The 16,164-nt window shown below is 37.7% G+C and carries 15 protein-coding genes; 12 read left to right on the plus strand and 3 right to left on the minus strand.

Translation table 11 applies throughout. From position 1 onward, the window contains the following. The first annotated feature begins 6 nt into the window (after positions 1-6). From mnmG to GILLI_RS10275, 3 genes are all read left to right on the plus strand, one after another. Positions 7-1,878, plus strand: a complete 1,872-nt coding sequence (mnmG, locus tag GILLI_RS10265) for a tRNA uridine-5-carboxymethylaminomethyl(34) synthesis enzyme MnmG (RefSeq protein ID WP_006989046.1) — start codon at positions 7-9, stop codon at positions 1,876-1,878. Positions 1,879-1,947: 69 nt separating this feature from the next. Next, a complete protein-coding gene (locus GILLI_RS10270) occupies positions 1,948-2,811 on the plus strand; it encodes a class I SAM-dependent methyltransferase (RefSeq protein WP_006989047.1) in 864 nt (287 codons plus the stop codon). Positions 2,812-3,036: 225 nt separating this feature from the next. Then, the gene (locus GILLI_RS10275; RefSeq protein ID WP_006989048.1) at positions 3,037-3,546 is read left to right on the plus strand and encodes an OmpH/Skp family outer membrane protein; all 510 of its coding nucleotides are present in this window, start codon (positions 3,037-3,039) and stop codon (positions 3,544-3,546) included. Between the two features lie 111 nt (positions 3,547-3,657). Here the strand turns inward: GILLI_RS10275 and GILLI_RS10280 are convergent, their stop codons facing one another. Both GILLI_RS10280 and GILLI_RS10285 read right to left on the minus strand, forming a co-directional pair. Next, the gene (locus tag GILLI_RS10280; RefSeq protein WP_006989049.1) at positions 3,658-4,053 is read right to left on the minus strand and encodes a hypothetical protein; all 396 of its coding nucleotides are present in this window, start codon (positions 4,051-4,053) and stop codon (positions 3,658-3,660) included. A 10-nt stretch (positions 4,054-4,063) separates the two neighbouring features. Further along, positions 4,064-5,218 carry a DNA polymerase III subunit gene (locus GILLI_RS10285; protein WP_006989050.1) on the minus strand — a complete coding sequence of 385 codons (1,155 nt, stop codon included), beginning with the start codon at positions 5,216-5,218 and terminating at the stop codon, positions 4,064-4,066. Positions 5,219-5,381: 163 nt separating this feature from the next. On the opposite strand from GILLI_RS10285, the gene GILLI_RS10290 reads away from it, so the two are divergent. Genes GILLI_RS10290 through GILLI_RS10300 form a run of 3 tightly spaced genes read left to right on the plus strand, consistent with a single transcriptional unit; the run spans position 5,382 to position 9,214 of the window. Then, the gene (locus GILLI_RS10290) at positions 5,382-6,569 is read left to right on the plus strand and encodes a phosphoglycerate kinase (RefSeq protein ID WP_006989051.1); all 1,188 of its coding nucleotides are present in this window, start codon (positions 5,382-5,384) and stop codon (positions 6,567-6,569) included. Between the two features lie 48 nt (positions 6,570-6,617). Then, complete coding sequence (locus GILLI_RS10295) at positions 6,618-8,210, plus strand: lytic transglycosylase domain-containing protein (RefSeq protein ID WP_006989052.1); 1,593 nt, start codon at positions 6,618-6,620, stop codon at positions 8,208-8,210. 23 nt (positions 8,211-8,233) lie between these two features. Then, positions 8,234-9,214, plus strand: coding sequence for a DUF4837 family protein (locus GILLI_RS10300; protein WP_006989053.1), 981 nt, complete (start codon positions 8,234-8,236; stop codon positions 9,212-9,214). Between the two features lie 49 nt (positions 9,215-9,263). Here GILLI_RS10300 and tatA read toward each other — a convergent pair whose 3' ends face one another. Then, positions 9,264-9,461, minus strand: a complete 198-nt coding sequence (gene tatA, locus GILLI_RS10305; RefSeq protein ID WP_006989054.1) for a twin-arginine translocase TatA/TatE family subunit — start codon at positions 9,459-9,461, stop codon at positions 9,264-9,266. Between the two features lie 113 nt (positions 9,462-9,574). Here tatA and GILLI_RS10310 point away from each other — a divergent pair, with 113 nt between their 5' ends. The 6 genes from GILLI_RS10310 (at position 9,575) to GILLI_RS10335 (ending at position 16,156) form a co-directional block, all read left to right on the plus strand. Then, complete coding sequence (locus GILLI_RS10310) at positions 9,575-10,441, plus strand: M23 family metallopeptidase (protein WP_006989055.1); 867 nt, start codon at positions 9,575-9,577, stop codon at positions 10,439-10,441. 6 nt (positions 10,442-10,447) lie between these two features. Next, entirely contained in the window at positions 10,448-11,947 is a 1,500-nt protein-coding gene (locus GILLI_RS10315) for a GH3 family acyl-acid amido synthetase (protein WP_006989056.1), read from the plus strand. Between the two features lie 6 nt (positions 11,948-11,953). Continuing rightward, a complete protein-coding gene (locus GILLI_RS10320) occupies positions 11,954-13,639 on the plus strand; it encodes a DUF6909 family protein (protein WP_006989057.1) in 1,686 nt (561 codons plus the stop codon). A 7-nt stretch (positions 13,640-13,646) separates the two neighbouring features. Next, positions 13,647-14,192 carry a dTDP-4-dehydrorhamnose 3,5-epimerase gene (rfbC, locus tag GILLI_RS10325; protein WP_006989058.1) on the plus strand — a complete coding sequence of 182 codons (546 nt, stop codon included), beginning with the start codon at positions 13,647-13,649 and terminating at the stop codon, positions 14,190-14,192. A 79-nt stretch (positions 14,193-14,271) separates the two neighbouring features. Further along, positions 14,272-15,135: a dTDP-4-dehydrorhamnose reductase gene (gene rfbD / locus GILLI_RS10330; RefSeq protein ID WP_006989059.1), complete on the plus strand. Its 864-nt coding sequence runs from the start codon at positions 14,272-14,274 to the stop codon at positions 15,133-15,135. A 31-nt stretch (positions 15,136-15,166) separates the two neighbouring features. Then, positions 15,167-16,156, plus strand: a complete 990-nt coding sequence (locus GILLI_RS10335) for a UDP-glucuronic acid decarboxylase family protein (protein WP_006989060.1) — start codon at positions 15,167-15,169, stop codon at positions 16,154-16,156. The last annotated feature ends 8 nt before the right edge of the window (positions 16,157-16,164 follow it).

Here is a 16,164-nt window from a genome sequence, read left to right on the forward strand (position 1 = left end):
AGTTATATGTTTGATAAGGAATATGATGTAATTGTGGTAGGAGGCGGTCACGCCGGAAGTGAGGCAGCAGCAGCAGCGGCCAATATGGGAAGCAGCACCTTGCTTATCACCATGAATCTTCAAAATATTGCACAAATGAGTTGTAATCCCGCTATGGGCGGAATTGCAAAGGGACAAATTGTTCGCGAAATTGATGCCCTTGGTGGTTATAGCGGATTGGTGAGTGACACCAGTGCCATTCAGTTTAAAATGCTCAATAAATCCAAAGGTCCTGCCATGTGGAGCCCCAGGGTTCAAAGTGATAGAATGATGTTTGCTGAACACTGGAGATTGCGGCTTGAGAATACTGCAAATCTTGATTTTTATCAGGAAATGGTGGCCGGTTTAATCGTGGAAGAAAATAGAATAGCCGGGGTGCGAACTTCTCTTGGACTTGAAGTAAGGGCGAAATCTGTGGTGCTTACAAACGGTACATTTTTAAATGGCCTCATTCATATTGGAGATAAAAATTTTGGTGGCGGTCGGTCAGGGGAAAGAGCTGCTACGGGAATAACAGAAGAACTTGTTCAGCTTGGATTTGAATCCGGCAGAATGAAAACCGGAACACCTCCGCGAGTTGATGGGCGTTCATTGGATTATTCAAAAATGGTGGATCAACCCGGTGATGAAATTCCTTCCAAATTCTCTTATCTGGATGAAACAAAACCTCTGGCAAAACAACGTTCCTGTTTCATGACATATACCTCCAATGAGGTGCATAATATATTGAAAGAAGGTTTTGACCGTTCTCCAATGTTCAACGGTAGGATTAAAAGTATTGGGCCAAGATATTGCCCGTCTATAGAAGATAAGATCAATAGGTTTGCCGATAAGGACAGGCATCAATTATTTGTTGAGCCTGAAGGTTGGAATACGGTAGAGATGTATGTAAATGGGTTTTCAACTTCCCTTCCTGAAGATGTTCAGTACAAAGCTTTAAAATCTGTAGCCGGATTTGAAAAAGTGAAATTTTTTAGACCGGGATATGCTATTGAATACGATTATTTTCCACCTACTCAGTTAAAGCATACCCTGGAAACAAAATTGGTTGAAGGCTTATTTTTTGCCGGTCAAATCAATGGAACTACCGGTTATGAGGAAGCAGCCTCCCAGGGTTTGATGGCCGGTATAAATGCCGCGCTAAAAGTTCAGGAAAGAGATCCTTTTATTTTGAAAAGAGACGAAGCTTATATCGGGGTTCTGGTTGATGATTTAATCACAAAAGGAACCGAGGAGCCTTACCGGATGTTTACTTCCAGAGCAGAATACAGGACGTTGCTTCGGCAGGATAATGCCGATTTCAGGTTAACTGAAAAATCCTATAAATTAGGGTTGGCTGGTGAAAAAAGGATGCGAAAAATGGAAGAGAAGAAAGAGAAATCTTTTGGGTTCGTGAATTTTTTAAAAGAAACAAGTGTGGTTCCAGAATTTTCAAACCCTGTTTTAGAGTCAAAAGATTCTGCCGTAATGAAACAAAGCGATAAGATTTTTAAGATCTTTTCCAGACCAAATATTACGATGGAGGATGTTAAAACATTTCCCGGGGTAAAGGAATATGTAGCAGAACATGATTTGAATGAAGAGATGCTGGAGCAAACTGAGATTCAAATAAAGTATTCCGGATATATAGATAAGGAAAAGAATAACGCCGATAAGTTACATCGTTTAGAAGAGGTTAAGATTCCTAAAAATTTCGATTATTCTCACATTAAATCCATGTCTTATGAAGCTCGTGAAAAGCTGAATAGGATCCAACCTGTTACAGTGTCCCAGGCTTCAAGAATAAGCGGTGTGAGTCCTAGCGATGTTTCGGTTCTATTGGTTTATATGGGAAGATAAAAACAGATTGTTTCACGTGGAACAATTTTGAAATATGTTTTATTTTAAAAAAGTACAGCAATAAATTCAATGATAGAATCCGGTATACAAAATAAAAATTCAGTTTTTATCTCGTGTAAAGATCATACGGTTTCAAAGGAACAATTCGATTTGTTATTTGACCCTGAAAAACAAATGCTTGCTACTTTTCCCAAACCTGATTTAAAAAAAATCCCCGGATATTACAAAAGCGAAGATTACATTTCACATACCGATTCCAAAAAATCTTTGATAGAGAAGATCTATCATCAGGTTAAAAAACACATGCTTTTAAAAAAGCTGAAATGGATAGAAAGAAAAGTTACGGAAAAAGGAACTATTCTGGACATTGGAGCTGGAACAGGTGATTTTTTAAACGAGGCAAAAAAGAGGGGATGGAAAGTTCACGGAATAGAGCCCGATAAAAAAGCCCGAAAAAGAGCTTTGGAAAAAGGAATTAAATTGTCTGTAAATTCCCACAACTTCAAGTCGGAAAAATTTGATGTAATAACGATGTGGCATGTTCTTGAACATGTATACGATTTAAAAAGTCAGATAATCGAATTGGAACACCTTCTCAAGAAAAATGGATTATTGATAATTGCGGTTCCAAATTATAAGAGTTATGATGCCCAATATTACGAAGAATTTTGGGCAGCTTACGATGTCCCCCGGCATCTTTGGCATTTTTCGCAACAAAGCTTTAAACACCTTTTTTCGGGATACGGGTTTAAACAGACCGATCTCAAACCATTAATTTTTGATTCCTTTTATGTAAGCCTTCTTTCCGAAAAATATAAAACAGGGACAAGCAATTTTTTAAAAGCAATTGCAATCGGGTTTAAATCGAATTTTAAAGCGCGATCAACTACAGAGTATTCCTCGTTGGTGTATTTCTTCCGAAAATCAAAATAAAACTCATTTTAAGCTGTTTTAAGCGATTATTGGCTTAATCAATAACCTGCACCTAGTTTTTCGTCTGGAAATTGACCTGAGAAGCTTGCATCAATGCGTTTTCTATTTCAATTTACTATTTTTGCGACCGTTACTATAGAATTTAATTATAATTAGTAATTTCGAAAATTAATTATTTTTTACAATCTTACTTTGTTACTTTTGCGGCTAAACAAAATTAAAATCATGAAAAAATTAATATTGGTAGTTTTAGTAGCTGCCGGTCTTACAAGTTGTAATCAGGAAAAAACCGCGTATGTAGATACGACCAAACTTATTCAGGAATATAAGGAGATGAAAGATGTGGAATCTGAATTCACATCAAAATCCGACAGGATCAAAGGAGAATTGGATTCTTTGGCTCAAAGTTTCCAGGCAGAAGTTCAGGCATACCAGGAAAATATGAGTACGTTATCTACTGCTCAAAGACAGGAAAAAGAGCAGGAATTAATGCAAAAGCAGCAAACTATTCAGCAGCAGCAACAAATGATGGGTAATCAATTGCGCAGTGAAAGCGACGCGGTAATCGATTCTATCGTGAATAAGGTGAAGGACTACGTGAAAGTATATGGTGAAGAGAATGATTACACCTATATTTTTGGTTCAAACGAATCTGCAAATATTATGTATGCTGAAGAAGGTTTGGATATCACAGAGGTAATCCTTGAAAAACTTAATGAAGGTTATAAAGAATAAATTATTTCTTTAGTCCCCCCTTTAGCACATAAAAAAAACGCATCAGGCTATAAGTCTGATGCGTTTTTTTATATGGAAAATTGAAGTTGAGTCTAAGTTTCTGGTTATAATTTAGGAAAGAATATATACACCAAAAATAACCACTATAAAATATCCACAAATGGTAAAAGCTCCAACATAATCTTTCGCCACTCTTTGTCCGAACAATAACATTAACAAAGTGATTGCCGCTAATATACAGGTGTAAAGTGCGAAAAGAAGTTCTCCGGTTGTGATCAATTGAAAGATCCCAACAACAGCCAAAATACCTGTTATTACCTCAAGAATTAGTATGGTACCTACCATCAAAGGTACCTGCCCGGCTAAAAATGTTTTAGAAAAATGTTCCTTAAGCCATCCTGTATTTCCTTTCCAGTCGGTTATTTTATCGATTCCGGATTGTAAAAACGTGATAAGAATAAAGACGAGAATTAAGATCTCCGTAATATAGGTTTGAAGGTTTAGCATATTTTAACGATTAAGCTGCTTTTTGATGTAAAAGTCGGGTTAGTTTTATTGATAAGTCTGTAAGTATGATTTTTGCATTTCCATTTCGTTCAATATGATACATGGCATCCTGGATTTCAGAAGTGATCGCTAAAATATTTGCACCATGTATAAAAGGGGCAAATTTTTCCATCTTGAAAGTAGCCGATTTCGGTTGTAGATAGACCAGGTCTTTTGCATTATAATTGAACATTAAAGCTTGTCTGAAAAAATCAAGACAATAGGCTAAAAAGCTTTTTTGGGTTTCACGGCCAATTCCTGCAATTTCTGCACTCCAATCTATCAAATCATGAATTGCGGCTTTATTGCCTTTTGCTTTAAAAGCACTTCGCACCCAGGAAATGAACCAGATTTCAAATTGTTCATCGCCGGAATCATTTTTTAAAATATGCAGTGCCTGCGCAAAATTTCCATTGGCCTGGATGGCAATTTTTTTTGCTGAAAGAGCATCAATTTTCTTGTTTTTCTCTAATTCCTGAGCAATTACCGTTTCGGCAAGCGGAGGAAATCGAAGAATTTGACAACGGGATCTTATGGTTTGAATAATTTGCTCCTCGTCTTCGGCTATTAAAATAAACAGAGTTTTATCCGGTGGTTCCTCGATAAGTTTTAAAAGTTTATTGGAACAGGCTGTATTCATTTTATCGGCCATCCAGATAAGCATCACTTTATAACCACCTTCATAGGATTTTAGCGAAAGGGATTTTACAATTTCCTGCGCTTCATCCACACCTAATTGTCCTTGTTTATTATCAATTCCAAGCTTGAGGTACCAGTCAAAAAGACTCCCGTAGGGATTCTCATGGATAAATTCCCGCCAGGAATCCATAAAATTTCCCGAAACTGGGTGCTTTTTTATGGTATCTGTTGTTGCTACAGGAAACGCGAAATGAAGGTCCGGATGGGCTAATTTTTTAAACCTGCTATTACAGGACTGTATTCCGGAGATGTTTTCACCACCTGAATTTTCGCATAAAATATATTGGGCATAGGCGATTGCCATGGGGAGTATCCCGCTGCCATGATTTCCGGTAAATAGTTGTGCATGTGGAATGCGTCCTCTATCTGCGGTAGTGGTTAAATGATTTTTGATGTGGGGTAAGCCTAAAACTTCAGAAAAAAGCATAAGCAAAGATAAAATTAATCTCCACTTTATATCTTCAGAAAAATTTATATTTGTAATATACATACCCCCTAAAAAATGGCCAAATAAGGATCTGGTCAAATAACTGAAGAAATTTAATTAATTATTCCCGATAATGTCGCGGAACTATAGACACTAAAAGAAGATGAAAACAATTGACGATTTTAATTTTAAAAACAAACGAGCATTAATTCGCGTAGATTTTAATGTTCCTGTAGATAAAGACGGGAAGGTAGGTGATGCTAACAGGATTGAAGCTGCTAAACCTACGATTGAAAAAATATTAAAAGACGGCGGAAGCGTTGTTTTAATGTCTCATTTAGGAAGGCCAGAGAACAATGAATCCAAGTATTCTCTTGAGCAAATTGTTGGAAAGGTATCTGAAGTTCTTGGCGTAGATGTAAAATTTGTAAACAATTGTGTAGGGGAAGTTGCAGAGAAGGCCGCCAATAACTTAAAACCTGGTGAGGTTCTTTTACTTGAAAATCTTAGATATCATAAAGAGGAGACAGAAGGAGATTCAGATTTTGCCAAACAACTTTCAAAACTTGGAGATATCTATGTAAATGATGCTTTTGGAACAGCCCACAGGGCTCATGCTTCTACCACTGTTGTCGCAAAATATTTTGAAGATAAATGTTTTGGATATTTGCTTCAAAAGGAAATTGAAAGTTTGAATAAGGTCTTAAAATCTGCAGAGAAACCTGTAACTGCAATTTTAGGAGGTGCTAAAGTTTCTTCAAAAATTACCGTAATAGAGAATATTCTTGGAAAAGTTGACCATCTTATTATTGGTGGAGGAATGGCTTTTACCTTTATAAAAGCTCGTGGAGGAAATGTAGGAAGTTCACTAATTGAAGAAGATAAACAGGAGCTGGCATTGGAAATTCTTGCAAAAGCAGAAAAAATGGGTGTGGAGATCCATTTGCCAATTGATTCTGTGATTGCCGACAGTTTTTCTGAATTGGCCAATACCAATATCACTCCCATAGACAATATTCCAGATGGATGGATGGGACTTGATGCAGGCCCAAAAACCATTGAAAGTTTTTCTAATGTGATCGCTAAATCTAAAACCATACTTTGGAATGGCCCTATAGGTGTTTTTGAGATGGATGCTTTTTCAAAAGGAACAATAGAACTTGGAAAAGCTATTGGACAAGCTACTAAAAATGGTGCATTTTCTCTGGTTGGTGGAGGGGATTCGGTTTCTGCTGTGAAAAAATTTGGTCTTGAAGATCAAATGAGTTATGTTTCTACCGGAGGTGGTGCTATGCTTGAAATGCTGGAAGGAAAATCCTTGCCCGGGATCGAGGCAATTTCCGGAGAGTAGGTACTAAAATTTAAAAAAATCCGTTCTCAACCATAATACAACGGCGAAATGAAAAAAACGATCTCTTTCCTGATGTTGTTTGTTTTTTTAGGTGTCTATGCTCAAAAACCAAATAAACAAATAAATACGGCCAAGGCTAATAATACTCAGAAAGCAAATTTCAGGGTTCAGGTTTTTGAAAAAAAGGACAGCAGCAGCATAAAATTGCTAAAACCGGATCCCGAATTTAAAAACCGATTGCCTATAGGGGCAAAAGTTGATGAACTATCAAATTTTCAAGACCTGCCAAAGGCTGCAGCCATAGATTCGGTTTGGAAATCAGAGTTGTTGAATTCAGATCTTTTTGAAAAGATGCAACGCGAGATCCGGGAACAGGACTATTCTGAAGTGGTCTATAAAGAATTGCCTACAGATACCTTAAAAGCAAGACTTGCAAAATTAAATGCACGAACTCCTTTCAATGTAGAGTATAATCCAATTCTGGAAAGCGTAATAAAATCTTATTTAAAGCGCAATAAGAAGTCTATGGAGCGTCTAATGGCTTTAAGCGAATATTATTTCCCAATGTTCGAACAGCAATTGGACAGGTATGATGTTCCACTGGAAATTAAATATCTGGCCATCGTGGAATCTGCTTTAAATCCCAGGGCCAAATCTCATATGGGAGCTACAGGACTCTGGCAGTTTATGTTTGCAACCGGAAAAATGCAGGGTCTGGATGTGAGTTCTTATGTAGACGAACGAATGGATCCAATTATGGCTACAGAAGCCGCGGTGCAATACCTTGCCAGTCTTTACCGCACCTTTGGGGACTGGGACATGGTGCTGGCATCGTATAATTCCGGTCCGGGAAATGTTTCCAAAGCCATCCGTCGTAGTGGGGGATCTACCAATTATTGGAAATTACGTTCCTATTTACCAAGAGAAACCGCGGGATATGTTCCAGCGTTCCTGGCTACATTATATTTATTTGAATATGCAGAGGAACATGGTTTCCAGCCTGAAAAGCCTGAATTGGCATTTTTTGAAACCGATACCATCCACGTGAAACAATTGCTTACTTTCGATCATATATCAAAGGTAACCGGGGTAGAAAAGGAGATGTTGCAGTTTTTAAATCCCAGTTATAAACTGGATATCATTCCTTATGTTGAAGATGAAGCCTATGCGCTCCGGATGCCTAGAAAAAGCGTTGGAATGTTTGTAAATAACGAGGATGCTATTTATAATTTCGCTAAAACCGAGTTGGTAGTAAATGAAAAAGCAATGCCAACTTATGTTGAAGCTGAAGACAAGGTGAGATATCGTGTAAAAAGTGGTGATTATCTTGGAAAGATCGCTCAAAAATATGGTGTAGGAATTAGCAGTATAAAGAGCTGGAATAGCCTTAGCGGAAACAACTTAAGGGTGGGTCAATATCTTACTATTTATTCCCGAAAGCCCGTGAGCCTTGCAAGTTCTGCCAATGAAAGATCTAACAATACAACCGAAACAAAATCATATACAGTCAAAAGCGGAGACTCTCTCTGGAGTATCTCTAAGAAGTTCCCTGGAATTACGGTACAAAATTTGAGGAGTTGGAATGGAATAACCAATACAAACCTTAAACCAGGGACGGTCCTAAAACTTTCACGAGGATAGGAGCTTCTTTTAAAAACCAGTATATGAAGAATTTTATATTCTTTGGAATGATTGCAGCCTCACTTTTTGTAAGCTGTAATGATTCTGAAAATCAGAATGAAATTATCCTTACAAATTCCTCAGGAAACATCAATAACGTTTCTGTAATAATTGAAAATGAAAAATGGGAAGGACAGGTAGGTGAGGCTCTTCGTAAAAATCTGGCTGCAGCCGTAGATGGATTGCCGCAGGAAGAACCCTTATTTTCTTTGAACCAAATGCCTCCGGAAGCCTTTTCCGGATTTGTGCGAAAAAACAGATTGTTCGTAAAAATCGAATCTGATAAACCTGCAAATTTTAAGGTTTTTAATGATCCTTTCGCCCATCCTCAAACCGGAATTTTAATCTCCGGAAATAACCCACAGGAAATAGTAGATCAAATCAATAAACACTCAGATAGTATCATCGATATTTTGAAGACTACCGAAGTAAAGGAAAAACAACGAAGGATCCATAAATCCCTGAAGAATGATGAGAAGTTGAAAAAGCAATTTGGGGTTTCCCTGAAATTTCCTTCTGCCTACAGATACGCGATTGAAGATGAGGATTTCTTTTGGATAAGAAAGGATATCCCAAGCGGTAATATGGAAATTATGGTGTATCAGGTTCCTATAAGTTCCATAGAAAATGATTCCAGTGTGGTTTCCAATATTATAAGAATGAGGGATTCTATTGGGAAGACGCACATTCCCGGACCTCTTGAAGGAAGCTATATGATCACGGAGGAGGCGTACGCTCCTTATTTATTTGAAAGTGAGATTGACAAAAAGTTCGCTTACGAAACAAAAGGTACCTGGGAGGTGAAAAATGCATTTATGGCGGGTCCATTTATCAATTATGCGGTACGTGATAGTGCAAATAACCGATACCTGATTTTGGAAGGTTTTGCATTTTCACCGTCAACAGCAAAACGGGATAATATGTTTGAACTGGAAGCTATCCTCAAATCGGCGAAAATAGAATAAAAAAAAGCCCAATTTCAAATTGGGCTTTTTTAAAGGGTTATAGAAAGTACTACTTGTTTTCTTCAGGTACCTTCTTCTTATTGTCAGAATCATCATCTTTGGAAGCATCTTTAAATTCTTTTATTCCGCTACCCAAACCTCTCATCAATTCTGGTATTTTACGGCCACCAAATAAGAGCAATATAACTATAACAATTAGAATAATTTGTGGTGCTCCTATCATCAGTGGTAAAATCAGTGCGTTCATAATAAAAAGTTTTGTCTTACAAACTTACTAAGAAATCCTTGAAACAAACGTTTTCCAACAATAAAATAGTATAAATTTAACTTTATACTATCTTTGTAAAAGCTTCAAAAAAAATGGGTAATAAAAAAGATAAGAAAAAATTCGCCACTAAATTACTGCATAAATACAGGCTTGTAATTTTAAATGAAGATACTTTTGAAGAGCGATTATCCTTTAAGCTAACCCGTCTTAATGTATTTGTTGTGTTAACGCTAAGTGCGATCATCTTAATCGCGGGCACTACATTTTTAATAGCCTTTACCGGTTTAAGGGAATATATTCCCGGATACTCTTCCGCAAAGCTGAAAAGACAGGCTACAGAGTTGGCCTATAAAACAGATTCCCTTCAAAGAGTCCTGATGTTGAACAACCAATACTACGAGTCGGTAAAACGTGTATTGACGGGTGAATTGGATAGCACAGGTTTAAATAGGGATTCTGTGGTAAAGCGGGGAAAAAATGATCCTTCCCCAATAAATTTAAACCCTTCCCGTGCAGATTCTCTATTAAGGGATCAGGTTGCACAAGAGGATAAATATAATATTTTTGAAACAGCCGGTTCCGAGATGGAATTTGCATTATTTCCGCCGGTTAAGGGATCAATTTCTGAAAAATATGATATTAAAACCCGGCATTTTGCAGTAGATGTAGTTGTTCCAAAAAATGCACCGGTTAAAGCAGTTGCCGATGGCAGGGTGATCTTTGCAGAATGGAGTGCCCGTACCGGATATGTCATGATCATAGAACATAATTACGGCCTGATTTCCGTTTATAAACACAACTCTTCCCTTGCCAAGGAGCAGGGTGATTTTGTGAGATCCGGCGAAGTGATTGCCGCCGCTGGCTCTACCGGAGAATACAGTACAGGTCCCCATCTTCATTTTGAACTATGGAAAGAAGGAAATCCTGTAAATCCAACAGATTATATTGATTTTGATTAAAAATTTATGTCTATAAAATCCTTTTCAGCTAAACTATTTGCCAGATATATCCGGCATAAAATAGATTCGTGGGCCACGCATCCTTTAGAAACCCAGGAACGGGTATTTCAGGATCTTATAAAATTTGCAAAAAATACCCGGTTTGGAAAAGACCACAATTTCCAAAATATCTCCTCCCATGAGGATTTTATCAAAAATGTTCCTGTAAGAGATTATGAAGAGCTTCGGTTTTATGTAGATAAAATGGTTGCCGGCGAAAAAGATATTTTATGGCCCGGAAAACCTCTTTATTATGCAAAAACCTCTGGAACAACAAGTGGAGCAAAGTATATTCCGCTTACCAAAGAATCCATGCCAACGCATATTAATGCTGCCAGAAACGCTATTCTTTGTTATATAGCGGAAACAGGGAAAGCTGATTTTGTGGATGGTAAAATGATCTTTTTACAGGGAAGTCCGGAACTGGAAGATAAAAATGGAGTGAAACTGGGAAGACTCTCGGGAATTGTAGCGCATTATGTTCCCAGTTATCTTCAAAAGAATAGAATGCCCACGCTGGAAACCAATTGTATTGAAGATTGGGAAACCAAGGTGGATGCGATTGTGGAGGAAACAAAAGCAGAGGATATGACTGTGATAAGCGGAATTCCTTCCTGGGTGCAAATGTATTTTGAACGACTTCATCAAAAAACAGGAAAAGCTGTAGGCGATCTTTTTCCTAATTTCAACCTGTTTATTTATGGCGGGGTGAATTATGAACCCTATCGCGCAAAATTTGAAAACCTGATAGGTAGAAAAGTTGATAGTATTGAGTTATACCCTGCTTCAGAAGGGTTTTTTGCGTTTCAGGATAAACAGGATGAAAAAGGAATGTTGCTTCAGCTGGATTCAGGAATATTTTATGAATTTATAAAAGCAGATGAATTTTTTGAAGAAAATCCTGCCAGATTAGGAATTGGGGCGGTTGAAAAACGGATTAATTACGTGATGATCATCTCTACAACAGCAGGTTTATGGGGATATAATATTGGAGATACCATTCAGTTTACCTCATTAGCACCCTACCGTATCATGGTTTCCGGAAGGATCAAGCACTTTATTTCGGCTTTTGGAGAACATGTGATAGCAAAAGAAGTGGAATTTGCAATGCAGGAAGCTACAGAAAAAACTGCTGCAAGAATTTCAGAATTTACCGTGGCTCCGCAAATTACTCCAAATGGAGATCAATTACCATATCACGAATGGTTTGTGGAATTTGAGCAGGAACCTGAAAATATGAATGAATTTATCGAGATCCTTGACAGGTCCATGCAAGAGCAAAATTCCTATTATTTTGATTTAATTGAAGGCAGTATACTTCAGAAGTTAAAAGTAACAACAATTCCAGAAAATGGATTTCAGAAGTATATGAAATCTATAGGAAAACTGGGAGGACAAAACAAATTACCAAGATTATCAAACGATCGAAAAATTGCCGATGATCTCGAGAAAATAAAAAAGAAATAGATTAGAATGGGAAATTTTAAATTGATGGGGAGAACCCGGGCACAGGAAAGCACCAATGCCATTGAACGCATGTATATCACCATGCGGCATTTGTTCAATCGCGGATTTTATAAGCCAATGGGAATTTCTGGAGATACCTTAAGGGAATCTCTTTTGACACTAAGGCCCGAAATTTATGGCTCAATAGCCGATGAAAAAGTGGAACTGGAAGGGCTTTTATATGTTATAGACCGTTTGCCAAAAGGAATTGAAGAATGCAGGTATATTAACTTAACCAGTGATGAAGGCTATGCCAATTCACATTTTAAGCCTATTGTCCCTCCAAAAAGACGTAGAAATTGTTACAGGATCGATGAGGAACAAATGAATATTGAGATCACCAGAGGACGGTCTGAGATCTACGATATCCTTACGCACTTGACCTTTTTGTTTATGGAGTCGCATAAAATAATGCGAAGGGTGATTATTGATGAAGATGGTGAGATGACTAGGGATTGGAAAAAACTTGAAGAAGCAGTGCTTAAAAAAGAGCTTTCACAAATAGAACGTGAAATAGCCTTAACGCATACTTCAAATATCCTGGGAAGAACCTTTAAGGAGGTTACAATGCTGTACCCAAAATTCATGATTCCCGAAAATGAGGAGCGTTTTTTACATATCATCTACTGGCTGGGTAAATTGGCTATTGAAGAAACCATCGAATCCAATAAACGCATTGTTACTTTTAGCCCTGTTCTTAGGGAACGCCTTGGTCATCACATCCACGGAGAGATTTGGGCAGACTCCATTAAAAAGCATTTGCTGGACAACAACTTAATGCATCGTCCCATCCATATTATAAGTGCAAATATGCATAGCGTGATGAACACTTTGTATGCTCCAATAGCTTTAAAAGAGGAGTTGAAGAAGAAAAGTTCGATGGAACTATATGCAGAACTAAGCGATACTGCCAACGGGCAATTGCGCAATAAGGTGATGAAAGTGGCTTTGGAAAACGGCATGAAATTTCTTGAAGATTTTAGTGGGGCTTACATCGATGTACAGATATTTGACACCTCCAAATTAAAAAATGGTTACAGAAATTCTGTATTTGAAGATAAACCAGAAGATGAAAAACCTGTGATTGTAGTAATGGATTATGCTTTTGGAGAACAGGCTTACGAAACCATGGATGAACTCCTGAAACCTTATACTTTTGAGGAAAATGAGATCCATTTAAATGCGAGTTCAATTTCCATCATGGGAAAAGCAGGAATCTTAGATGGAGGAAAAGGCGATATTATGATCCCTTCTGCCCATTTGTTTGAAGGTACTGCAGATAATTATCCCTTTAACAACGAACTAAAAAAATCTGATTTTGAAGAAAGCCAAATTAAAGTGGTTGATGGATCTATGATCACGGTATTGGGAACTTCTTTACAGAATAAGGATATTCTGAGGTTTTTTCAGGAATCAACCTGGAATGTTGTAGGCCTCGAAATGGAAGGTGCTCATTATCAAAAAGCGATTCAGGCTGCCTCAAAACTTCGCGGAAATATAAACGAGAACGTAAAAGTGCGTTATGCCTATTATGCTTCAGATAATCCTTTGATAACCGGGAGCACTCTGGCATCGGGTGGATTGGGAACTACCGGGGTAAAACCTACCTATCTTATCACAGAAAAAATATTGGAACAAATATTCAATTCATAATAAATCTATGCAATTTCAGCCAACTCCATTAAAAGATTGCTTCGTGGTAACTCCAGATATATTCAAGGATCACCGGGGAATTTTTATGGAAGCGTATCATAAAGAGAAATTTAAGGAAGCCACGGGTCTGGATATTGAATTTGTTCAGGACAATCAATCAGTCTCAAAAAAAGGGGTTTTAAGAGGTCTGCATTTTCAGGCAGGGGATTTTGCACAGGCAAAACTGGTGCGTGTTATTTACGGAGAAGTCATGGATGTGGTGGTTGATCTTAGGCAGGACTCTCCAACATTCAAGAAAGTACACAAAATTATTCTGAATGAAGAGAATCAGCATCAGCTTTTTGTTCCGCAGGGTTTTGCCCATGGGTTTATAACGCTTTCCGAAACTTCGGTTTTTTCCTATAAATGTGACCGGTTTTATTATCCGGGATCAGAATACGGGATTATCTATAATGATCCTTCACTTGCAATAGACTGGGGATTTCTGGAAGAAAAAATGATTTTATCTGAAAAAGACCTTAAATTACCAACATTAAAAGAATTTTTTCAATAATACATTTAGGAAACTCAGGATTTTTATGAACCTGCTCACCTAAGACATTTGAAGTTACCCAAACCAATAAAAACTCAATATGAAAACAGTTTTAGTCACCGGTGCCTCGGGTCAATTGGGATCCTGTATTAAAAGACTTTCTAAGGCCGAAGATTCTATCGACTGGCTTTTCATGGATTCTTCGGAAATCGATATTACTTCACAGTGTGATCTTGAGGAATGTTTTAAGAGCAAACGAATTGATTATTGCATCAACACTGCAGCCTATACCAATGTAGAAAAATCCGAATCTGAACAGGAAAAAGCCTTGAAGATCAATGCCGATGCGGTTAAAAATCTTGCTAAAATTTGTAAAAAAAACAGGACGGTTTTAATCCATATCTCCACAGATTATGTTTTTGACGGAAAGACAAGCAGACCCTATCTTGAAACAGATAGCACTAACCCTATCAATGTTTACGGGGCTTCAAAACTTAAAGGAGAAACCTATATTCAGGCAAATATGAACGAATATTTTATTTTTAGGACTTCCTGGTTATTTTCAGAATTTGGTCATAATTTTTACAATACCATCCTAAAGAAAGCTGCTGAAAAGGCAATTTTGAATATTACCACAGAGCAAACAGGAACGCCCACCAATGCAAATCATTTGGCACAATTGGTCTTAAAACTTATCCGCGAAAAAAATTCAGATTATGGCCTGTATCATTTTAGCAATTTGGGAGAAACAACCTGGTATGGATTTGCCGAAGAAATTTTAAGGGTCTCAAACAACCTTGAGAAAATTAAGCTTAACAAGGATAATTCCTATAAAACAATTGCAGCCAGACCACGGTATAGTGTATTGGACAAGCAAAAGCTGATAAAAACCCTAAAGTTCACTCCGGTACCTTGGGAAGAAGCCGTAAGGGACGTCTATCAAACAGAAACTATTAGTATATAAAACGGATCTTATCAGTAACATATAACAGTTTATGGCAAAAAGAATATTGATCACAGGAGCGGCTGGATTTTTGGGATCTCATTTATGTGACAGGTTCATCAAAGAAGGTTTTGAAGTAATAGGAATGGATAACCTTATCACGGGCGATATGAAAAATATTGACCATTTGCTAAAAGAGGAAACCTTTGAATTCTATCATTATGATGTAACGAGATTTGTTCATGTTGCCGGAGACCTGGATTATATTCTCCATTTTGCCTCCCCTGCAAGTCCAATCGATTATTTAAAAATCCCCATTCAAACTTTAAAAGTTGGATCATTGGGGATTTTGCATTTATTGGGTCTGGCAAAGGAAAAAAAGGCACGAATCCTTATCGCTTCTACGTCTGAGGTATATGGTGATCCGCTTGTGCATCCTCAAAATGAAGATTATTACGGAAATGTGAATTCTATAGGACCACGTGGGGTGTATGATGAAGCAAAGCGTTTTCAGGAATCCATGACGATGGCCTATCACAGGTTTCACGGCGTTGAAACCCGTATAGCGCGTATTTTCAATACATACGGTCCACGAATGCGTTTAAATGACGGACGGGTAATCCCCGCATTTATTGGTCAGGCCTTGCGTGGAGAAGACCTTACCGTTTTTGGGGAGGGCTCTCAAACCCGCTCTTTTTGTTATGTAGATGACCAGGTTGAAGGAATTTACCGCTTATTGCTTAGTGATTACAGCGATCCTGTAAATATTGGAAACCCCGATGAAATCACGATTAAACAGTTTGCAGAAGAGATCATTAAACTTACTAATTCAACTCAAAAAATAGTTTACGAACCTTTGCCCGAGGATGATCCGTTAAAACGTCAACCGGATATTACCAGAGCCAAAAATATCCTTGGATGGGAACCCAAAGTTTCCAGAAGTGAGGGAATGGAGCTCACCTATAACTATTTTAAAGGCCTCACAAAGGAGGAATTGTTTAAAAGTGAGCACAAGGACTTCGCAAGGCATATAAGGCGCTAAAAACCACA

The organism is Gillisia limnaea DSM 15749 (assembly GCF_000243235.1).
In the GTDB taxonomy this organism is placed as follows: Bacteria; Bacteroidota; Bacteroidia; order Flavobacteriales; family Flavobacteriaceae; genus Gillisia; species Gillisia limnaea.